Genomic DNA, 19,913 nt, shown 5'->3' on the forward strand with positions numbered 1-19,913 from the left:
TCTATAGTGCGAGTCTAAAGCTTTGCCGGGATCGTCCGTTAATGCGCCGGATATGCGTCGAACGCGTCATCACGGGTAAACACAGTGGTGATAGCGCGCCGTTGAGATCGTGCTCAAACACGCTTAAGCGATGTGCTCTATATAGAGTGCGAGTGCCGTTTTTTTGGCCGCTGCAACCGGGCCGCGCAGCCCGCCGAAACGGGGAGTCGTTTCAATCCGCTTACGAGAAGGCCGCCGCACGGGCCTCTCGCTGCAATTGCCTTCTTTTGATGGCACACTGAGCGCCCGCTGCGGGCGAGACGCCCGCAAACGATTGCCCGCCCGATAGCGGCTTCACCGTTTATGCAAGGAGAAACAACGTGAGCGTGACTTCCCGATGGATCGACATTCAAACCGGCAATGATTCGTTTGGCGCGTACATGTCGACGCCGAAAAGCGGCAAGGGTCCGGCCGTCATCATCATCCAGGAAATCTTCGGCGTGAACGGCCACATTCGCGACGTCGTCGATCAATATGCGCAGGACGGCTATGTCGCGATCGCACCGGATATTTTCTGGCGCACGCAGCCGCGCGTCGAACTCACCTACGCCGGCGCGGATCGCGACAAGGGCATCGAAATCCTGCAGAAGACGAATGTCGATCTCGCCGTCGCGGACATCGGCGCCACGGCTGCCGCGCTGCGCGCGATGCCGGAAGTGACGGGCAAGATCGCAGGCGTCGGCTACTGCTTTGGCGGCCGTCTCGCGTACCTGGCCGCGGCCGAAGGGCTGCTCGATATCGCCGTGTCGTACTACGGCGGCGGCATCCAGAACCAGCTCGACAAGGCAGCGCAAATCAAGGTGCCGATGCAGTTCCACTACGGCGAACTGGACCACGGCATTCCGCTGTCGGCAGTCGGTGAAGTGAAGGAGCGCTTCGCGGGCCGCGACGAAGTCGAGCTGTATATCTACCCGAATGCCGATCACGGCTTCAACTGCACCGAGCGCGCGAGCTATCACCAGCATTCGGCGGCGCTCGCGCATGGCCGCACGCTGACTTTCCTCGGCACCCACGCGTAAGTTACGCTAGAGGCGCGACGTGGCTGCGTCGTGCCCCGCGCTTCCATTCTGGGCACGTCGCCCCGCGCGTGCCGTCATCACCATTCCTGTCCGCGGGGGTCGTCGTCGTGCAATCCGATTATCTCGATCATGACGCGATCGGCCTCGCCGATCTCGTGCGCAAGCGCAAAGTGAGCGCGCGCGAATTGCTGGAAACAGCAATCGCGCGCGCCGAAGCCGCCAATCCCGCGATCAATGCGATCGTTCTGAAGGACTATGACGCCGCCCGTCAGCGCGCGTCGCGAGAGCATGCGAATGGCGAGGATGACGTGATTGGCGACGGAGCGCTCGCCGGCGTCCCGTATCTGGTCAAGGATCTCGGGCTGCCGGTCAAAGGGCTGCGCATGTCGATGGGCAGCCGCCACTACCGCCACTTCGTTCCCGACGAAGACGCGCCGCTCGTCACGGCCACGCGCGCCGCCGGACTCAACATCTTCGGCAAGACGAGTACGTCGGAAATGGGCCAGATGCCTTATACGGAGCCCGAACTGTTTGGGCCGTGCCGCAACCCGTGGAGTCTCGACCACACGCCGGGTGGCTCCAGCGGCGGCTCGGCTGCCGCCGTCGCGGCGGGCATCGTGCCGCTCGCGCATGCGTCGGACGGTGGCGGCTCGATCCGCATTCCCGCGTCGTGCTGCGGCCTGTTCGGGCTCAAGCCGTCGCGCGGACGGCAGCCGTCGAATGCGGTGCCCGCGCCCGGCGACCTCGGCATCGATCACGCCGTCTCGCGCAGCGTGCGCGACAGCGCACTGCTGCTCGATCTCACGTCAGGCAACGCCGACCGTCCGATGGGCGCACCCGGCACCTTCCTCGCCGCCGCCAGCGAGCCGTGCAAGCCGCTCCACATCGCGTTCGTCACGGACCCGATGCTCGCGCCCGCGCTATCCGCCGACGCCCGCGCCGCGCTCGACGACGCCGCACAACTCGCCGCGTCGCTCGGGCATCACATCGAACCCGTATCGCTTGGCATCGACTTCGCGAGCCTGCGCGAAGCGTTTTTGATGATCTGGTCGGTGAGCGCCGAAAATCTCGTGCTGCGGGCCGATCAGATCACGGGGCGCAAGCCCAATCGTGAGGAATTCGAAATCGCCACGTGGACGATGGGACATATCGGCCGAAAATTCGGCGAGCGCGAATTGCCCGCCGCGCTGGAGGCGCAGCGTCAGGTGAGCGCGAAGCTCGCGGATCTGATGACGCGCTACGACGTGATCTTGTGCGCGACGCTCGCTTCTGCGCCGATCAAGATCGGTGAAATGCAGCCCACCGCCGTCGAGAAAATGCAGATGCGCGCCGTCACCACCGTTCCCGTCGAGCCGCTGATGCGCAAGCTGCTGACGGAAGTGTCGAACAAGGCGTTCGCGTGGGCGGGCTGCACGGAGTTGTTCAATCTGACGGGACAACCGGCGATGTCGGTGCCGCTCTACTGGAACGCGCGCGGACTGCCCATCGGCGTGCAGTTCGCCACCCGCGACGGCGGCGAAGCGATGTTGCTGCGGCTCGCCGCGCAACTGGAAACGGCGCGTCCGTGGTTCGGCAGGCGGCCGCCGCTGATGCCTGCGCGAAGCTAGCGCCGCTCCAGCGCATCGACGGGCTTGCGCATCGCGTCGAGATCGGCATGACGTTTTGCCGGCATGCACGCAACGGCGATCATAGAAAGCGTGATCCCGAACATCACGTAGTACGTCGGCGCGAGCGGCGAGCCCGTCGTCTTGATCAGCCATGTGACGATGAACTGACCGAAGCCGCCGAACAACATCACCGCGAAGTTGTACGCGAGCGAAAGGCCGGTCGAGCGCACGTTCGCCGGAAAGAGTTCGGCCATCAGTGCGCCGAACGGTCCGTAATAGCCGGATAGCGTGATCGACAGCACTGCCTGCACGAGAATCAGCTTCGACACGCTCGGCGCCTCTTCTAGCCACGCGAAGAGCGGATAGATCACCACCAGCGTGAGACCCAGCGACCACAGCGACAAACCTTTACGCCCGATGCGATCGGACCACGCGCCCGTCAGCGGCGACAACACCATGATCAGCAGATTGCCGACGATCACGGCCGTGAACGAATCCGAATAAGGCAGCTTCAGTTGCTTGACCGCGAAGGTCGGCAGATAGCTGATCAGCACGTAGATCGTGACCGTCAGCGCGATCACCGAGCCCAGACCGCAGAGCACGTCGCGGGTATGGTGCGCGAAAAGCTCCCCGAGCGTCGCGCGGCGCGCGGTCTGCTTGGCGTGCAGAAATGCTTCGGAATCCGCGAGATTGCGGCGAATGTAGAAACCGATCGGTCCGATCACGAGACCGATGATGAACGGCACGCGCCAGCCCCAGGACTTGAGCGCTTCCGGCGACAGGCCGCGCGTCACCAGCGCGCCGACGATCGCGCCGAGCAGCAGTGCCGCCGCCTGGCTTGCCATCTGCCAGCTGCCGTATAAACCGCGTTTCGAGAACGGCGCCGCTTCGATCAGCAGCGCGGTCGAGCTGCCGAACTCACCGCCCGCGGAAAAGCCCTGCAGCAGACGCCCGACCACGATGATGATCGGTGCGCCGATGCCAATCGCCGAATACGGCGGTGCGATGGCGAGCAGCAGAATGCCCAGCGTCATCAATGCGATGACCAGCGAGAGCGCCGCCTTGCGTCCCGCGCGATCCGCGTACAGGCCGAGCACGATGCCGCCGATGGGCCGCATGAAGAACGCGACGCCGAAGCTCGCCGTGGTGAGAAGAATCGACGCGTAGTCGCTGCTGGAAGGAAAGAAGAGTTCGGCGATGACGACGGTGAGAAAACCAAAGACGGTGAAGTCATACCACTCGAGTGCATTACCGATGACGGCCGCTGTGACCGCACGGGTATTGAGGCTCCTCGCTGCTTGTGACATCGATGTCTCCGCCCTTCGTCGAGGCGTCGGGGTGCGTAGGTTTGAAGTGATTCGAATGGGCCGTCGTGAAGGCCGCGCGCGCAAGCCATGCGAGTGTAAAAGAGCACGACATCGGATTTCAAGCATCTTTCATACGACAAAGAGCGCGACGCCGCGTTGCACGGCGCGCGCTCTATCCGTTACTGCGAGGCGCACGCGCGGCGATGCTGCATTGCATCGTCCGACACGCGCCTATGCCGACTGGATTTCGCTGTATCAGGCCTTCTTGTTATATGCGCTGCACCAACCCTTGCTTGCGACCTGCTTGCCCGCGAACATCGGGCAGCCCGCGTAGGCATCGGTGGCTTTGCCCTGATAGAAACTGCAATTGCCGCAGTCCTGGCCTGCTGCGTACTTCGCGTATTTGGCCTTGTCGACTTTGGACGCGTCTTCCTTGTAGCCGAGCGCCTGCGCGGTCGGATCGGATTCCGCGACCTTCGGGGCATCGGCGAACGCCTGGCGCGACAGCGCGAGCGTCGATGCCACACCGATACTCGTGATCAGAAACGTACGACGTGAACTTTTCATGGGGAGTCACTCCATTGGTACTGTGGGGGTCTACGCCGTTCTAATGACAGCGGTCCCCAAGCATATCAATGAAGCCGACGCGCGTGATGCGTCAAATCCCCGTCATAAGCGAATCGTTAGTGCGTGTGTGCGCCTGCGCATTCAGGCGCGTCCGCTGACTTCGCACACGCGCTGCGCAATTGCCAGCGACGCCGTCAAACCCGGCGACTCGATACCGAACAGATTCACCAGACCACGCACGCCATGCGCGGCGGGACCTTGAATCAGGAAGTCGGCGGCCGGCTCGCCGGGACCCGACAGCTTCGGACGAATGCCCGCGTACGCCGGCTGCAGCGCATGATCGGGCAGCGCCGGCCAATACGCGCGGATCGCCGCATAGAATGATTCGGCCCGTTGCGGATCGACGTCGTAGTTGATCGTATCGACCCATTCGACGTCTGGGCCGAAACGCGCCTGGCCGCCGAGATCGATCGTCAGATGAACGCCAAGTCCTGCTTCGTTCGGCATCGGATAGATCAGGCGGTTGAACGGCGCGCGCCCCGAGATGCTGAAGTAGTTGCCGCGCGCGAGATAGAGCGGCGGCACATGGCGCGCGTCGAGCCCGCGAATCTTGCGCGCGATCGCGTTTGCATGCAGTCCCGCGCTGTTGATGACGCACGCGGTGCCGATCGTCGTCGGCGAGTTGCCGCCTACCTTTACGATGAAGCGTCCGTTGATCGCTTCGATCGCTTCGACGGGCGCATGGAACGCGCAGACGGCGCCATCGCGTTCCGCGTCGCCTTGCAGCGCGAGCATCAGCTGATGGCTGTCGACAATACCCGTCTGCGGCGAGAACACGGCTTCGACACATTGCAGCGCCGGTTCCAGCGCCTGCGCTTCTTCGCCGCTGATACGCATCAGATCGAGCACGCCGTTTTCCTTGCCGCGCGCCATGATGCTTTCGAGCTGGGGAATCTGGTTGCGCGCAGTCGCGACGAGCAATTTGCCGCAGCGCTGGTGCGGCACGCCGCGTTCGGCGCAGTAGTCGTACAGCATCTCGCGGCCACGCACGCACAGCGCCGCCTTGAGCGAGCCGCGCGGATAGTAGATGCCCGCGTGTATCACTTCGCTGTTGCGGGAACTCGTGCCGACGCCGATGGCTTCCGCCGCTTCCAGCACGATCACTTCACGTCCGCGCGCAGCCAGCGCGCGCGCGACGGCAAGACCGACGACACCAGCGCCGATCACCACACATTCGATCTGATCCATGTCCGTTGGACGCGGCTCGATGCGCCGCGTTCTACCTCGTCATCCACCAGGATTTCGATAGCGTGCGGTGTCGTCGAAACCGTGACCGCGTGCTGTCGAACGCTTCACATGCACAATGCGAAATGACGCGACGCGCTACAGACACAAATGCCCGCAGCCTTGTGCGGCTGCGGGCATCAATATGTGGGAACGCGTCGAGCGTTTGAGTCAGTGTACGCCCACGACGCTCATTCCAGGTGAATTTGGCGGACCCGTTCCGCCTGAGCCACAACAGGCTTGATCAATCCTGCGCAGTTGTGCGTTTGAACAGATGGCGCAGGTCGACGTGTGCGATGGGCACCGTGTAACCGCCCGTTGCAAATTGCTGAGGATAAGCAGGTGCGTTCGGATTCAGGCTGAGTTCACCGTTCGCGCGGGCTTGCACCAGATCGGCCTTCACCTCGGCGCGCGTCTTCGGTCCATTGACGCTGGACGGCGATTGCGTCGGAGCCGGGCTGTAGCCGCTTGCGAAAGCGGGCGCGGCGACGACTGCGGAAATCAGCAAAGCGGCAAGCGAAAGCTTTTTCATGATCGGTTCCTGAGGTGAAGTGCAGTTCGAACGAAACGCTGTTTGCATTTCAGTGAGCGGAGTCTAGTCCTCGCCTATCGGATTGCCGACCCTCATTAGCGGAATTGACTGTTGCTTGAATACGTTCAAATCGGGTGCGAATCGCCCTGTTTGCGCTATGGAATAGTCGCAACATTGGAACAATGAACAGGTCGCGCGGGCGCGGCCTGTTCGCATAAATGACATGAATGACGCTAGAAACCGATCGGTTTGCGGCGCGAATTGTAGTCAAGGCGAATGTCGTCGGCGCCGATATGGTCGCGGCTCGCAATGCGCGCCGAGCCGAAACCGTTCAGGATCGCGCGCCGCATTTCACGCGGCGACGCATGCGCCAGCGCGTCGAGCGCCGCGCCGCCGAGTTGCGCCGGAAACCGTTGGCCCCAGCCGTGCGCCGAGCGGATTTCGTTGTAGATCGACTGCGCGATGCGCCGCGAGCCGTCGCGGTCCGGCGGCGGAATCTCGTAGACGTTCATCCGGTTCAGAATCGGCTCGGGAATCGCGCGTTCGTCGTTCGCAGTCGCGATCCAGATCACATGGCCCGCGTTGATCGGAATCTCCGCGAACTCGTCGATAAACGTCTGCGCGGTATCGTGTTCGAGCAGCGCGTAGAGCGCGCCGAGCGGATCGTATTGCGAGTCGCCCGTCGCCTTGTCGATTTCATCGACGGCGATCACGGGGTTTGCATAGCTGCCGTGCACCAGCGCATCGAACACCTTGCCCGGCTTCGCATTCTTCCATTGCGACGACGCGCCCGACAGAATCCAGCCCGCCGTCAACGAACTCATCGCGACATAGTGATACGCGGTGCCGAGCATCCGCGACAGCTGCTTCGCGAAGTGCGTTTTGCCGATGCCGGGATCGCCGAGCAGCAGGATCGGCATCAGTTCGAGGCGGTCGTCCGTTTCGAGGCACAGCGCGACCTGCTTGCGGATGTCGTCGAGCGGCTCGGTGAAGTTGGGCAGCGAGCCGATCAGATCGTCGATGGACGGCATCCGGTTCGGCTTCACGCAAAAGCGCAGATTGCCGACCTTCAGCATCTTTTCGTATGTGGAACGCAGTGCGTCGCTGGCGCCTTCGCTGAGTTCGTTCAGCGCCGTCTCGACCTGATCGAGGTCATAGACCTTGCTGAACGATGCAACTGCGATTTCCTGTTTCACCATGGCCGTTGTCATCGCTTCACCCCGTCGTGCTTGCACGGCAGCGTCCCCGACGCCGCTTCAATTTCAGTGTAACGACGCCGAAATGGCATGCAAGCCAGCAGTCATGCGGGTCTGCTGCTAACCGCACATGTCGGGCGAGGCAATTGCTTGAATCGTCACATCCGCGCCCCTATCTGCAATGCAATGTAACCGCCGCGCGCTGAACCTTGGTTCCAGATCGGGTGTCAGAAAACCGTTATCCCGATAAAGCGTAAGATGGTCGGCGGTCGCAGAAAGAACGCGCGGATGCCGCACGCTTTAGCGAAACGCAGCGATTCCGGAGACTCTTTGTTCATGTGGAAAACCAGCCTCGTTGCCGCCGTGTTCGGCACCACGTTGATGGCGCAGGGCACGATGGCCCAGACGCAGCCGCGCAGCGCGCCGTCCGTCGTCAAGTGGGAACTGCAGGTGATGCGCGACGGCCAGCAGATCGATTCGTTCGACGGCAACACGACCGTCGGCCAGGCACGCACGGATACGCATCATCATGTGGTGCAAAACAGCGTCGGTTGCAAGGACGTGCCGGCGGGCAGCATCGATCTCGCGCGCACGTTGACCATTTCGCCGACCCAGGCGGATGCGAGCGGCGTCACGTTCCTGATCGACACGCAGGAAACGCTCGAAGAACCGTCCACGCGTACCACGAGCACCGGCTGCAAGCTTCCGCCACAGCCGCGTCAGGTGAGCGCGAGCCATCCTGGGCTGAAAGTGCCACCCGGCGACTGGACGTCATGGACGATCGTCGACAAGGACCCGAATCTCGTATATCGATTGCGTGCAAGCGTCGCAAACAACCCGTGAACTTAACGAAAGACGTGGATAACGCGGCATGCGAAACCCCGAAGAACTGATACGCGAAAACCTCGACAGGAAAGATTTCATCGCCGTGAGCTGGAACCTGCACAAGGGCCGCTCGCCCCTCGGCTTCCAGGCATGGCAGGCGATGCAGCGCTGGGTGCAATCCGTTCATGCCGACGCGTATTTCCTGCAGGAAGCGATGGCGCGGCGGATGCCGGGCCCCGTGCTGGCCAGCTCATTTGGCGCGCGCCTGGGCGACATCGACGACGACGTATGGCATTGCCAGGCCACCGAAATCGCCGACGCGCTGCAGTTGCAGATCGCCCTGGGACCGAACGTATTCAAACCGTCGTGGCGGCATGGCAATGCAATTCTGTCGCCGCATCCGCTCGATCTCGGCGGACGCTGGGACATTTCCGCGCACCGCTTCGAGCGCCGCGGCCTGCTCGTTGCACGTGCGACGTTCGGCGGTCACGCGGTGACGCTGCTGTGCGCGCATCTCGCGCTCACGCGCCAGGCGCGGCTACGTCAGATGAACTGGATTGCGCACTGGATTTCGAAGGAAGCACCTGAAGGCCCGCTCGTGCTCGCCGGCGACTTCAATGACTGGCGCAACGATTCCGTGCCGCTCTTTCGTGAGCATGGCCTCGAAGAAGTCGCGACGCTGCTCGGCGAGCCGGGACGCACCTTCCCCGCGTTCTCGCCCGCGCTTGCGCTCGACAAGATGTTCGTGCGCGGAATGAAGCCCGTCGAATGGATCCAGCCGGCGCAAGAGACGGCGTGGTTGTCGGATCACCTGCCGTATATGGCGCGACTGCGCGTCGACTGAACGCGCGTTGACGCGTCAGTCGCGCTGCGGCTTCCAGTTGAGCCCGGCGCTGATCGCTTCGCCGGGCTGGAGCACGCGGTAGCCTGAACGCTCGCGTGCGCCATCGTCTTCGTTAGCGTTGAAGCAGTCGGTCGTATTCGTGACGGGCTCGACGCACAATTGCACATCGTCCGCGGGCGCGAACACCACCAGATGATCGAACGGCGCATCGGCGGTCATCGTCACGCTGCGCGCTTCGTCCGGCCATGCAATCGTCGCGCTGCGCGTCCAGCCGCTGAAGTTGTTGTCGAGATCGAACGCGTCGGCGCTCATGCCGCGCATGAGCGCATCGACAGCGCCATGTGGGCCGAGATGCGTCGGCAACACATGCGTGTCGGCGTGCCACATTTCATCCACATGCGCGGTAATCACCGTGTTCGACGTGCGCGGATAGTACGGATGATGGCCCATGCCGAACGGCATCGTGCCTTCCGACAGGTTCTGCGCAGCGAGCGTCACGTGTAACGCATCGCCCAGCAATTCGATACGCTGGCTCGCGCGATAGTGAAACGGCCAATCGCCGCGCTTTTCGCTATCAGGCACATGCTCGAAATGCAGTTCGACGGATGAAGCCGTGCGCGTGCCGACGCGCCACGGCCTGCGCCACGCGTGACCATGCAGCGCATGCGCATAGCCGTTTCCGTCGCCGCCGAGATCGATCGTGCGGCCGTCGAACTCGAAGCGCGCATCGCGGATGCGGTTGCAATACGGAAAGAGCGGGAAGCTCGCCATCCGCAGCGGATCGCAAGCGGCGAGCGCCGCGCGCGTCGCCGGACGCAACCAGTGCAGCACGCGCTGCGACGTGTGCTCGCGCACCACGTCGAAATAAGCGGCAATCGATCCGCCGACCTCCGGCGCGACCACGAGCGTCGTATCGCCGCTGGACAACACGACGAGCGACGGGTCGTCGATACGTAGATCGGTGGCGGGATCGGCTGCGGACGGATGGATTGAAGCTTTGCGCATAGTCGTTTGAATGGGCGTGGGCGGTTGCGACGTCGTCGGGCGCGCGTGTTCAATGCCATGCACCGAAGCGGCCCGCGCGAGCGAGAATCGCACGGCTGAATTCTCCGGTCAATATTATTAGTAATAATACCGACGAAAAACCGTCACCAGAGGCCATCGTGGCCCAGTAAAAAAGCGGGGTTTGCGTGTGTTGTCCAGCGCATATTATTAGTGGTACCGTCAGTGCAACGATGCCTGCGGCATTCACCGTCAACGAGCCGCCGTTGCGCGGCCAGATCAATGAAAAAATCGACTCAGCGCCGCCCGACGATGACCGATATCGCCAAGCTCACCGGCGTGTCGCAATCGACTGTTTCTCTCGTCCTGAACAACGCGACCGGCGCCAAATTTTCCGAAGCGACCCGCAACAAGGTGCTGAAAACTGCGCAGGATCTCGGCTATCGCCTCACCCCGCGTGAACCGCTGCCGCCGTCGTCCGGCGAGCGCAATCTGATCATCTATCTCGCCGACGAAATCTCGACGAGTCCGCACCCCGTCGTGAACATCGACGGCGCGCGCGACGCCGCCTACGCGAACGGCAAGCTGCTCGCCGTCTACTCGACGCACGGCAACGCCGACATCGAGCAACAGGTGCTCGACGCGGCTCTCGCGAGCCCGACCGTGTTCGGCGTGGTCTATGCGACTGTCTACACCCGCAAGGTCACGCTACCCGCCGCACTCGCGCGCGTGCCAACCGTGCTGCTGAACTGCTACACGAGCGAGGGCGGCCAGTCGTCGATCGTTCCCGCTGAAGTCGCGGGCGGCCACGTCGCAACCGAATACCTGCTGCGCGCCGGACACCGGCGGATCGGCTACATCAACGGCGAACACTGGCAGGACGCGGCGAAAGACCGCCTGAAGGGCTACCGCACCGCGCTCGCCACCGCCGACCTGCCGTTCGCGCCCGAGATGGTCCGCGACGGCGACTGGAGTTCGGGCACGGGCTTCGAGCACACGCTGTCGCTGATGCGCGAGCCTAATCCGCCGACCGCGATCTTCTGCGCGAACGACCTGATGGCGCTCGGCGCGATCGAGGCGCTCAAGCAGCTCGGCTACCGCGTGCCCGACGACGTCTCGGTGCTCGGTTACGACGATCAGGAAATCGCGCGCCACACGCATCCGCCGCTGTCGACCGTCGTGCTGCCGAACTACGAACTGGGGCGCTGGGCCGTCGATACGCTGCTTCAGGAAGTGCACAACCAGGCAGCAGGCGCGCCCGTGCGTCACCGGATGGTGAAACTCGACGGGCCGTTGATCGAACGTGGGTCAGTCAGGGAAATTACCGAGGCAAAACGCGCTGTAATTAATATTATTAGTGATTGACCAATAATAATTCGCGATGGAATAATCGGCACGTCCGGTCACCACCGACGTGCCGGCGGCAGTTGAAGCACAAAAGCAAAACACACCAACTGGTACTGGAGGAAGACATGGCGTCGCACAATCGGGATTCGCGCGGGCAACGGCTTCAGCCGCTTGCCGCAGCATTGCTGGCAATCACTTTGGGATTTAGCATGGCATCGGCGCAGGCTGACGATCTGCCGAAAATCCCCACCAAGAAACCGCTGAAAGTGGGCTTCGCGCAAACGGAGAGCAACAACCCGTGGCGTCTCGCCGAAACTCAGAGCTTCAAGGACATCGCCGCCAAGTGTGGCTGGCAGATGGTGATGACGGATGCCAACGGTTCCAACTCGAAGCAGGTCTCCGACATCCAGAGCATGATCGCGCAGCACGTCGATCTGCTCGTGTTCCCGCCGCGTGAAGAGAAGCCGCTCGCGCCCGTCGTGTTGCAGGCGAAGAAGGCGGGTATTCCCGTGATTCTCGTCGACCGCAACGTCGATCAATCGGTGGCGAAAGCGGGCCGCGACTACATCACGTTCATCGGTTCGGACTTCATCGACCAGGGCCACCGCGCAGCCGACTGGCTCATCAAGGCGACGGGCGGCAAGGCGAAGATCATCGAACTCGAAGGCACGACGGGCGCTTCCGCCGCGAACGACCGCAAGAAGGGCTTTGACGAAGTGATCGCGAAGAATCCGGGCATGTCGATCATCGCGTCGCAAAGCGGCGACTTCGCGCGCGACAAGGGCCGTCAGGTGATGGAAACGCTGCTGCAGGCGCATCCCGACGTCACGGCCGTCTACGCGCACAACGACGAAATGGCGCTCGGCGCGATCGCCGCGATCAAGGCGGCAGGCAAGCAGCCAGGCAAGGATATCCAGATCGTCACGATCGACGGCACGAAGGGCGGCCTCGATGCGATTGCTGCTGGCGAGCTTGGCGCGAGCGTGCAGTCGAGCCCGTTCTTTGGCCCGCTCGCATGCGACGTTGCGCAGAAGTTCGCGAAGGGCGAGAAGGTGCCGACGTGGGTCAAGGTGTCGGACCGCTTCTACGACAAGGGCAACGTGCAGGAAAGCATGCAGTACGGTTATTGAGCGTTCGTTGATGTAACCCGGCCGGCGCGTCTCGGTTTTCGCGCAGCGAGGCGCGCGCAGCACGGCCGACAAGCTGGGCTTCACCGGGCATTCGTGCCCGGCTGACGGGAAGGGTTCGAGGCGACGTGTCTGTGGCGCGCGCGTTCGCGTTCCACGGGACGTCGCTTCGCTTTGTCGGGCGTACCATCGACTTCGCGAATTGATCGACAGTATGTAATTCTCGCGCCGGCCGTTGCGATAGCCACGGGCCGCGCTGCATCGCAAGCGATGCAGCATGGGACCAGCCGTAGGGCGCTAAAGCGCCAAACGCTTTGCATGGGGCCGGACTAAGCGCTAAAGCGCCAACGCTGGTCGACCGCGCTGCATGGGACCATGCGTAAGCGCTAAAACGCTAACGCTGGTCGACCGCGCTGCATGGGACCATGCGTAAGCGCTAAAACGCTAACGCTGGTCGACCGCGCTGCATGGGACCAGCGTAAGCGCTAAAGCGCTAACGCTGGTCGACCGCGTTGCATGGGACCAGCGTAAGCGCTAAAGCGCTAACGCTGGTCGACAAAGGAGACACACGTGACGCAATCCCACGCGCCTTCCGACGCGGCCCCCGGCGCTCATCCGCCGCCGTCGTCCTCGCGCGCGCCCCTGCTCGACATGCAGGGCATCGACATCTCGTTCGGCGGCGTGCCCGCGTTGCGCGGCGCGAATCTCAGCGTCGCCGCGGGCGAAGTGCACGCGTTGATCGGCCAGAACGGCGCGGGCAAATCGACGATGATCAAGATCCTCACGGGCGCCTATCGGCGCTCGGGTGGCAGCGTGCGCTTCGAAGGCCGCGAGATCGATTTCCGCACGCCGAAGGAAGCGCGCGAAGCAGGCATCAGCACGATCTACCAGGAGATCAACCTGGTGCCGTTCCGCTCGGTGGCTGAGAACATTTTCCTTGGCCGCGAGCCGCGCCGCTTCGGTCTGATCGACTGGCGCGAAGTGCAGCGGCGCGCGTCCGCGCTGCTCGAATCGTTCGGTTTGCAGATCGACGTGAAGAAGCCGGCGGGCAGCTATTCGACGGCGATTCAGCAGATGGTTGCGCTCGCGCGCGCCGTGTCGTCGGACGCGAAGATGGTCATCATGGACGAATCGACTTCATCGCTCGACGAACGCGAAGTCGAACTGCTGTTTACCGTCGTGCGCAAGCTGCGCGATGACGGGCGTGCGGTGATCTTCGTGTCGCACCGGCTCGACGAACTGTATGCGCTGTGCGACCGCGTGACGGTGATGCGCGACGGCCAGACCGTCGCACAAAGCGCAATGAAGGATATCGACAAGCGCCAGCTCGTCACGACGATGCTCGGCCGCACGCTCGCCGCCGTCGTGCAGGATGACAGCGCCGCGCGCGAGGCGAATCTCGCGCGACGCGGCAGCGTGGCTATCTCGGCGCGCAATCTGTCCGCGCATCCAAAGGTGAGCGACGTGTCGCTCGATGTGCACGCGGGCGAAGCCGTCGGCCTCGCGGGCCTGCTCGGCTCGGGCCGCACGGAAACGATGCGCCTGCTGTTCGGCGCCGACCCCGCCGAGCGCGGCACGCTGTCGATCAACGGCAAGGACGTCGCGCTGACGTCGCCGCAGGATGCGATCGCGCGCGGCCTCGCGTATCTCACGGAAGACCGCAAGGCCGAAGGCATCGTGCCGGACCTGTCGGTGCGCGACAACCTCACCCTCGTCTGTCTGCGCACGCTGTCGAAGCACGGCATCGTCGATGTGAAGCAGCAGCAGGCGATCGTCGATCGGTTTATCGCGTCGCTCGGCATCAAGCTGCGTTCGCCCGATCAGCCGATCCGCGAACTGTCGGGTGGCAATCAGCAGAAGGTGCTGCTCGCGCGCTGGCTCGCCGCGCAGCCGTCGCTGCTATTACTCGACGAACCGACGCGCGGCATCGACGTCGGCGCCAAAGCCGATGTCGCGAAGATCGTGCGCGAGCTGCGCGACGAAGGCATGGCGGTGCTGTTGTCCGCTTCCGAACTCGAAGAATTGACGGCCGTGGCCGATCGCGCCGTGGTGATCCGCGACGGCCGCACGGTCGCCGAACTGGATGGCGCGCAAATGAGCGAATCCGCGATTATGGACGCGATTGCCTACGGCAGCGCGGGCACCTCGCAACTGGTGGAAGCGGCGCAGTCCGCGCATATCGACGATGCACTGGAGGGCGACCGTCATGGCTCATGAGTCGCTGCGCAACGACGGTGCGCCGCTCGCTTCGGCGAAACCCGCGCCCGATGCGTCGACGGTGAAGAAGAAACGCCGCATCACGATCCAGCGCGAGATCGTCGTACTGCTCGCGATGCTCGTCTTCAACCTGCTTTTCACGCAGCACTTCTGGTCGCTGCAAACCTTCAACGTCAATCTCACGCAGGTCGTGACGATCGTGATCGTCGGGATCGGCATGACGCTGGTCGTCGCGACGGGCGGCATTGATTTGTCGGTGGGCGCGTCGATGGCGACTGCGGGCGCGCTCGCGCCGATGCTGTTCATGCACATTGCCGGGCCGCTCGGCATCGCGCTCGCGTTCGTGCTGCCCGTTCTCGCCGCCGCCGTGTGCGGCGTGTTCAACGGCTTTCTCGTGACGAGGCTCGCCGTCCAGCCGATTGTCGCGACGCTCGTGCTGTTCATCGCCGGGCGCGGCATCGCGCAGGTCGTCACCGACGGCAGCCTGCAGGCGTTCAACAATCCCGCGTTCCAGTGGATCGCGCTCGGCAAGGTGGCGGGCGTTCCGTTCCAGGTGCTGCTGATGTTCGCGCTCGTCGCGTTCTTCGCTTGGGTCGTGAAGAAGACGCTGTTCGGCCAGTATCTGCTCGTGACGGGCGGCAACGAAAAGTCCGCGTATTTGAGCGGCGTGCCGACCGCGCGCGTGAAGATGATCGCGTACACGCTGTGCGCGGCGCTATCTGGCCTCGCGGGGTTGATTTCGATTTCGGTGAATTCATCGTCGGATGCGAACGTCGTCGGGCTCGGCATCGAGCTCGATGCGATTGCCGCCGTCGCCGTCGGCGGCACGGCGTTGACGGGCGGCAAGGCGTATATCGGCGGCACGCTGATCGGCGCGCTGATCATCCAGTTGCTGCGCTACACGCTGCTCGCGCACGGCATTCCCGATGCGGCCGCGCTCGTCGTCAAGGCGGGCATCATCATTGCGGCTGTGTACGTGCAGCGGCGTTCGCGCTAAACGCTTTGCAAAAGACGATCCGATGAAAAAGAACCTGCCCATCCTGATCGCGCTCGGCGCGCTGATCGTGCTCGGACTCGTGCGCTACGAGCATTTCGCGTCCGAGTACAACATCACGTCCTTCTGGCGCTACAACTCGATGTTTGCGCTGATCTCCGTCGGCATGGCGTTCGTCATCATCACGGGCGGCATTGACCTGTCCGTCGGCACGGTCGCGGCGATGTCGAGCGTGGTGGCGGCGCTGGCGAGTCCGTACGGCGGCTGGGTCGCCGTGTTCGCGGGCGCGGGCGCGGGCCTGCTGGTCGGCGTGCTCAACGGCATCATCATCACGCGGCTGAAAATCCTGCCGTTCATCACGACGCTCGCCACGAGCCTCGGCGCGCACGGCCTCGGGCTGCTGCTCGGCAGAAACGACGCCGTGTCGATTTCGTCCGATACGAACTTCGCGAACTTCGGTCAGGGCGATCTGTTCGGCCTGCCGATTCCCGGCCTCGTCGCGCTCGTCGCCGCCGTCGCGGGCTGGCTCGCGCTGCGCAGCACGCGCTTCGGCCGGCATTCGCTGGCGATCGGCGGCAGCGAGGAAGCGGCGCGTCTGATGGGGCTGAACGTCAACCGCACGCTGGTCGCCGTGTATGCCGTGAGCGGATTGCTCGCGGGGCTGGCGGGTGTGATCCTCGCCGCGCAGTTCGGCGCGGGGCAGCCGAACGAAGGCGTCGGCTGGGAGTTGTTCGCTATTTCGGCCGTCGTGCTCGGCGGCACGCTGCTGACGGGCGGCGAAGGATCGATCGCGATGACGATCGCAGGCGTGCTGCTGCTCGGGCTCGTGTTCAATCTGCTGAACTTCGAGAACGGGCTTGGGTTCATCAGTCTGTCGGCGTACTGGCAGTCGGTGATACGTGGCGTGTTCCTGCTGCTCGTGATCGTGCTGCAGGCGCGCGTGCTCAAGCAGCGGGCACATAAGCCCGCGACGCCTGACGCGGCGACAGGTGCCGGACATACGGCGGGATGAGGCTTTTTGCTTTTGCTGACATTCGATTTGCCCCCGTGCTTCACGCGTCGCCCCTGTGCGGGCGGTACCCGCTTTGGGTTGTCTGCGACGCTGGGTGGTTTGCTTGCGTCTGCGCTGGCATCCGCGATGCGTTATCTAGCTTCACGCGTTGCCCCTGTGCGGGGCGGCACCTACTTTTCTTTGCCGCCGCAAAGAAAAGTAGGCAAAAGAAAGCGGCTAACACCGCCAATGCTAATTCTTGCCTGAGGGCCCCCATCGGGTCTTACGCTTCACCCGGCAATCACGTGACCCATGCTCGTTGATAGCGCTTTGAATAAGCGCCTCACCAACTTCACGCACCCGCAATCCGGCATGTCTTGTCAGCAGTCCACCGCCGCCCAGGTGGCAAACTGTGTGTTGGCCTTTGCGCCATACGCGCATCACTCCGGACCAATTGCGCATGCGTCCCACCCTGTAGGAGCGCTACCCTGTACGCCGCGACACCCTACACACAGTTTGCCACCTAGGCGGCACATACCATTCGCTGCCGCTTGCACGAGTACGGGTATTTGAAGTGGGTGAGGCGCACATTCGAAGCGTTGGCAACGAGCACGTACGAGTGGGCTGCCTTGTGAAGTATGGGGACGTTGGGGGCCCGTGGGTAAGCGTCAAGCGTTGGCGGTGTTAGCCGCTTTCTTTTGCCTACTTTTCTTTGCGGCGGCAAAGAAAAGTAGGTGCCGCCGCGCACAGGGGCAACGCCTGAAACACGCTAACGCAAACGCGGATGCCAGCAAAAAACACAAGCAAACCATCCAGCAACGCAGGCCATGTCGCGCAGTTGCCTGACTGGCGCTCGACCCGGCGCGAGCCGGAGTAAGATCGCGATTTCGCCCTGTTCCTATCCAGTGCCCCGCCGCCAAGCGCGGCAAATCGCCGCCACGCAAACCATGCATCATTACCTGCCGATCCTGCTGCAAATCACCCTCGTCTATCTGATCGCGCTGGTCAGCCCCGGTCCCAACTTCTTCATGATCACGCAACTGTCGCTGGCCGGACGGCGCGGGCTGGGCGCGGCGTCGGCGCTGGGCGTCGGCACAGGATCGACAATCTGGGCCTCGCTCGCGATGCTCGGCTTCGCGACCGTGCTGCAACGCATCGACTGGCTGTACAACGGCATTCGTATCGCGGGCGCGATCTATCTGGTGTGGTTCGGCATCAAGCTCGTGCGTTCGAGCACGAAACGCGGCGAGGCCATCGTCGTGAACGTCGAAACGCCGCCCGCCAACGATCGCGGCGCGCATTTCCGCGCATGGCGCACGGGCATGCTCACGTGTCTGACGAACCCGAAATCCTGCGCGTTCTGGACCAGTATCTTCGCGACACTGTTTCCGGCGCACCCGCCGCTATGGTTCTACGGCGTGGCGCTCGCGATGATCGGGATGATGTCGGTGGGCTGGTACGGCAGCGTCGCGCTGATGTTCGCGACGGAGCGCACGCAACGCGGCTATCGACGCCTGCGCCGGCCGATCGACGGCGTGTGCGGCGCGCTGCTCGTCGGCCTGGGCGCCAAACTCGCCGCCGAAAGCTGAGCGCGGGCGCGGTCTCCAGCTGGCATTTTCCAGCTTCGCGAGAAGGGTCAATGCTGCAGCGCGCGATAGGTTTCCGGTATTATCCCGAAATAGCGCTTACCAGCGCCTGTTTTCGTTGAACGGCTGCCATCACCCGATGATTGACGGGCGAAAGCCGGTCAAGCGGCAACGGCCCGACGCCCGTCGCGAACGGGCAAGACCCAACGGGCGACACCCGTACGGGGTCCCCGTTCGGGTCGACCGGGCACAGACCCAGCGCCGCACACCCCAGCAGTACACCCATGCCGCGCCGCAGTTAGCCGTTCCGGCGAAACCGGACGACAGCCGCGCCGGCGCTTGATAACCAGCTTGACAGACCACATTCACCGCCCAACCCGCTGCGGCAATGCCCGGCGCGGAACGCGGTAAAATAGCGGATTGCGCATCATTCCCGGGTCGCTTCCGGCGCGGGACGGTGCATTGCCTTTGCCGTGCCGGCCCCGCTTTTATGTGGCCGACCTTGATTTCGCACCATCGAAGAAGCCATGAGCAACCTGAATCCACAAACCGTCCTGAGCGTCCACCACTGGACCGATACGCTTTTCAGCTTCACCTGCACGCGCGATGCGTCGTTCCGCTTCGAAAATGGCCAGTTCACGATGGTCGGCCTCGAAGTCGACGGCAAGCCGCTGATCCGTGCGTACAGCATGGCTAGCGCCAACTACGAAGAGAACCTCGAATTCCTGAGCATCAAGGTGCAGGACGGCCCGCTGACGTCGCGCCTCCAGCATCTGAAGGTTGGCGACCAGGTCCTGATCGGCAAGAAGCCGACGGGCACGCTGATGGCCGACAACCTGCTGCCCGGCAAGACGCTGTGGCTGCTGTCCACTGGCACGGGCCTCGCGCCCTTCATGTCGATCATCAAGGACCCGGACGTCTATGACCGCTACGAGCGCGTCGTGCTGACGCACACGTGCCGTTTCGTCGACGAACTGGCATACAAGGAATACATCACGGACCACCTGCCGGCGCACGAGCACATCGGCGAGTTGATCCAGGAAAAGCTGGTGTATTACCCGACCGTCACGCGCGAGCAGTTCGCGAACCGCGGCCGTATCACGGACCTGATCGAAACGAAGAAACTCTTCGACGATCTCGACCTGCCGCACTTCTCGCTCGAAAACGACCGCGTGATGCTCTGCGGCAGCCCGCACATGCTGCGCGACACGCGTGAACTGCTCGACAGCCTGGGCTTCCAGGAAGGCAGCAACAACAATCCTGGCCACTACGTCGTCGAAAAGGCGTTCGTCGGCTAAGACTCGCCACACAAACGCTGGTGCCGCGTCCACGACGCGCGCGCGAGCCGCAGCACCCGAAAACCGGAGCCTTCGCGCTCCGGTTTTTCTTTTGGCGCGCCGGGCTGCGTAGAACGGTTGGCGGATCATGG

General features: G+C 63.4%; 18 protein-coding genes. 11 read left to right on the forward strand and 7 right to left on the reverse strand.

Annotation, left to right across the window (positions count from 1 at the left end; all coding sequences use genetic code 11):
* Positions 1-359: 359 nt before the first annotated feature.
* Together SB822_RS08885 and SB822_RS08890 are read left to right on the forward strand one after the other, a co-directional pair.
* Entirely contained in the window at positions 360-1,058 is a 699-nt protein-coding gene (locus SB822_RS08885; protein WP_007746742.1) for a dienelactone hydrolase family protein, read from the forward strand.
* 107 nt (positions 1,059-1,165) lie between these two features.
* A complete protein-coding gene (locus SB822_RS08890; protein ID WP_410854493.1) occupies positions 1,166-2,665 on the forward strand; it encodes an amidase in 1,500 nt (499 codons plus the stop codon).
* On the opposite strand, the gene SB822_RS08895 is transcribed toward SB822_RS08890, so the two are convergent.
* From SB822_RS08895 to SB822_RS08915, 5 genes are all read right to left on the reverse strand, one after another.
* Positions 2,662-3,972, reverse strand: a complete 1,311-nt coding sequence (locus tag SB822_RS08895) for an MFS transporter (RefSeq protein ID WP_007582153.1) — start codon at positions 3,970-3,972, stop codon at positions 2,662-2,664. The genes SB822_RS08890 and SB822_RS08895 overlap by 4 nt on opposite strands.
* Before the next feature lie 255 nt (positions 3,973-4,227).
* Positions 4,228-4,539, reverse strand: coding sequence for a high-potential iron-sulfur protein (locus tag SB822_RS08900; RefSeq protein WP_007582152.1), 312 nt, complete (start codon positions 4,537-4,539; stop codon positions 4,228-4,230).
* Positions 4,540-4,680: 141 nt separating this feature from the next.
* On the reverse strand, positions 4,681-5,787 hold the full coding sequence (locus tag SB822_RS08905; protein ID WP_086909133.1) for an NAD(P)/FAD-dependent oxidoreductase: 1,107 nt from the start codon (positions 5,785-5,787) through the stop codon (positions 4,681-4,683).
* Between the two features lie 280 nt (positions 5,788-6,067).
* Positions 6,068-6,355: a DUF4148 domain-containing protein gene (locus SB822_RS08910; RefSeq protein WP_042312981.1), complete on the reverse strand. Its 288-nt coding sequence runs from the start codon at positions 6,353-6,355 to the stop codon at positions 6,068-6,070.
* Between the two features lie 233 nt (positions 6,356-6,588).
* Complete coding sequence (locus SB822_RS08915) at positions 6,589-7,566, reverse strand: AAA family ATPase (RefSeq protein WP_007582147.1); 978 nt, start codon at positions 7,564-7,566, stop codon at positions 6,589-6,591.
* A gap of 321 nt (positions 7,567-7,887) precedes the next feature.
* On the opposite strand from SB822_RS08915, the gene SB822_RS08920 reads away from it, so the two are divergent.
* Together SB822_RS08920 and SB822_RS08925 are read left to right on the forward strand one after the other, a co-directional pair.
* The gene (locus SB822_RS08920; RefSeq protein ID WP_007582146.1) at positions 7,888-8,394 is read left to right on the forward strand and encodes a hypothetical protein; all 507 of its coding nucleotides are present in this window, start codon (positions 7,888-7,890) and stop codon (positions 8,392-8,394) included.
* Positions 8,395-8,422: 28 nt separating this feature from the next.
* Positions 8,423-9,220, forward strand: a complete 798-nt coding sequence (locus SB822_RS08925; protein ID WP_410854494.1) for an endonuclease/exonuclease/phosphatase family protein — start codon at positions 8,423-8,425, stop codon at positions 9,218-9,220.
* A 15-nt stretch (positions 9,221-9,235) separates the two neighbouring features.
* Here SB822_RS08925 and SB822_RS08930 read toward each other — a convergent pair whose 3' ends face one another.
* Positions 9,236-10,225 (reverse strand): aldose 1-epimerase, encoded by a 990-nt coding sequence (locus tag SB822_RS08930; protein WP_410854495.1) that lies wholly within the window; start codon positions 10,223-10,225, stop codon positions 9,236-9,238.
* 309 nt (positions 10,226-10,534) lie between these two features.
* Between SB822_RS08930 and SB822_RS08935 the strand changes: the two genes are divergently transcribed.
* The 6 genes from SB822_RS08935 to SB822_RS08960 all read left to right on the forward strand — a co-directional run bounded on the left by SB822_RS08935 (position 10,535) and on the right by SB822_RS08960 (position 18,487).
* Positions 10,535-11,587, forward strand: coding sequence for a LacI family DNA-binding transcriptional regulator (locus SB822_RS08935; RefSeq protein ID WP_042313029.1), 1,053 nt, complete (start codon positions 10,535-10,537; stop codon positions 11,585-11,587).
* A gap of 107 nt (positions 11,588-11,694) precedes the next feature.
* Positions 11,695-12,699, forward strand: a complete 1,005-nt coding sequence (locus tag SB822_RS08940; RefSeq protein WP_410854496.1) for an ABC transporter substrate-binding protein — start codon at positions 11,695-11,697, stop codon at positions 12,697-12,699.
* Between the two features lie 648 nt (positions 12,700-13,347).
* The gene (locus SB822_RS08945) at positions 13,348-14,913 is read left to right on the forward strand and encodes a sugar ABC transporter ATP-binding protein (RefSeq protein WP_410854570.1); all 1,566 of its coding nucleotides are present in this window, start codon (positions 13,348-13,350) and stop codon (positions 14,911-14,913) included.
* Positions 14,903-15,910, forward strand: coding sequence for an ABC transporter permease (locus SB822_RS08950; RefSeq protein WP_410854497.1), 1,008 nt, complete (start codon positions 14,903-14,905; stop codon positions 15,908-15,910). The genes SB822_RS08945 and SB822_RS08950 overlap by 11 nt, the downstream gene beginning before the upstream one ends.
* A gap of 22 nt (positions 15,911-15,932) precedes the next feature.
* On the forward strand, positions 15,933-16,919 hold the full coding sequence (locus SB822_RS08955) for an ABC transporter permease (protein WP_086909128.1): 987 nt from the start codon (positions 15,933-15,935) through the stop codon (positions 16,917-16,919).
* A gap of 926 nt (positions 16,920-17,845) precedes the next feature.
* Positions 17,846-18,487, forward strand: a complete 642-nt coding sequence (locus SB822_RS08960) for a LysE family translocator (protein ID WP_410854498.1) — start codon at positions 17,846-17,848, stop codon at positions 18,485-18,487.
* Positions 18,488-18,566: 79 nt separating this feature from the next.
* Here the strand turns inward: SB822_RS08960 and SB822_RS08965 are convergent, their stop codons facing one another.
* A complete protein-coding gene (locus tag SB822_RS08965) occupies positions 18,567-18,770 on the reverse strand; it encodes a hypothetical protein (RefSeq protein ID WP_131542605.1) in 204 nt (67 codons plus the stop codon).
* 241 nt (positions 18,771-19,011) lie between these two features.
* Between SB822_RS08965 and SB822_RS08970 the strand changes: the two genes are divergently transcribed.
* Positions 19,012-19,782: a ferredoxin--NADP reductase gene (locus tag SB822_RS08970; RefSeq protein ID WP_007582137.1), complete on the forward strand. Its 771-nt coding sequence runs from the start codon at positions 19,012-19,014 to the stop codon at positions 19,780-19,782.
* Positions 19,783-19,913 lie beyond the last annotated feature (131 nt).

Source organism: Paraburkholderia sp. SIMBA_054 (assembly GCF_046534875.1).
GTDB lineage: Bacteria > Pseudomonadota > Gammaproteobacteria > Burkholderiales > Burkholderiaceae > Paraburkholderia > Paraburkholderia hospita.

Excerpts from the sequence above, each read along its gene's own strand:
- SB822_RS08965 (WP_131542605.1), bottom strand. The coding sequence starts at position 18,770 with ATGGGTGTACTGCTGGGGTGTGCGGCGCTGGGTCTGTGCCCGGTCGAC.
- SB822_RS08895 (WP_007582153.1), bottom strand. The coding sequence starts at position 3,972 with ATGTCACAAGCAGCGAGGAGCCTCAATACCCGTGCGGTCACAGCGGCC.
- SB822_RS08915 (WP_007582147.1), bottom strand. The coding sequence starts at position 7,566 with ATGACAACGGCCATGGTGAAACAGGAAATCGCAGTTGCATCGTTCAGC.
- SB822_RS08945 (WP_410854570.1), top strand. The coding sequence starts at position 13,348 with ATGCAGGGCATCGACATCTCGTTCGGCGGCGTGCCCGCGTTGCGCGGC.
- SB822_RS08935 (WP_042313029.1), top strand. The coding sequence starts at position 10,535 with ATGACCGATATCGCCAAGCTCACCGGCGTGTCGCAATCGACTGTTTCT.
- SB822_RS08930 (WP_410854495.1), bottom strand. The coding sequence starts at position 10,225 with ATGCGCAAAGCTTCAATCCATCCGTCCGCAGCCGATCCCGCCACCGAT.
- SB822_RS08925 (WP_410854494.1), top strand. The coding sequence starts at position 8,423 with ATGCGAAACCCCGAAGAACTGATACGCGAAAACCTCGACAGGAAAGAT.
- SB822_RS08960 (WP_410854498.1), top strand. The coding sequence starts at position 17,846 with ATGCATCATTACCTGCCGATCCTGCTGCAAATCACCCTCGTCTATCTG.
- SB822_RS08910 (WP_042312981.1), bottom strand. The coding sequence starts at position 6,355 with ATGAAAAAGCTTTCGCTTGCCGCTTTGCTGATTTCCGCAGTCGTCGCC.
- SB822_RS08950 (WP_410854497.1), top strand. The coding sequence starts at position 14,903 with ATGGCTCATGAGTCGCTGCGCAACGACGGTGCGCCGCTCGCTTCGGCG.
- SB822_RS08955 (WP_086909128.1), top strand. The coding sequence starts at position 15,933 with ATGAAAAAGAACCTGCCCATCCTGATCGCGCTCGGCGCGCTGATCGTG.
- SB822_RS08905 (WP_086909133.1), bottom strand. The coding sequence starts at position 5,787 with ATGGATCAGATCGAATGTGTGGTGATCGGCGCTGGTGTCGTCGGTCTT.
- SB822_RS08970 (WP_007582137.1), top strand. The coding sequence starts at position 19,012 with ATGAGCAACCTGAATCCACAAACCGTCCTGAGCGTCCACCACTGGACC.
- SB822_RS08920 (WP_007582146.1), top strand. The coding sequence starts at position 7,888 with ATGTGGAAAACCAGCCTCGTTGCCGCCGTGTTCGGCACCACGTTGATG.
- SB822_RS08900 (WP_007582152.1), bottom strand. The coding sequence starts at position 4,539 with ATGAAAAGTTCACGTCGTACGTTTCTGATCACGAGTATCGGTGTGGCA.
- SB822_RS08940 (WP_410854496.1), top strand. The coding sequence starts at position 11,695 with ATGGCGTCGCACAATCGGGATTCGCGCGGGCAACGGCTTCAGCCGCTT.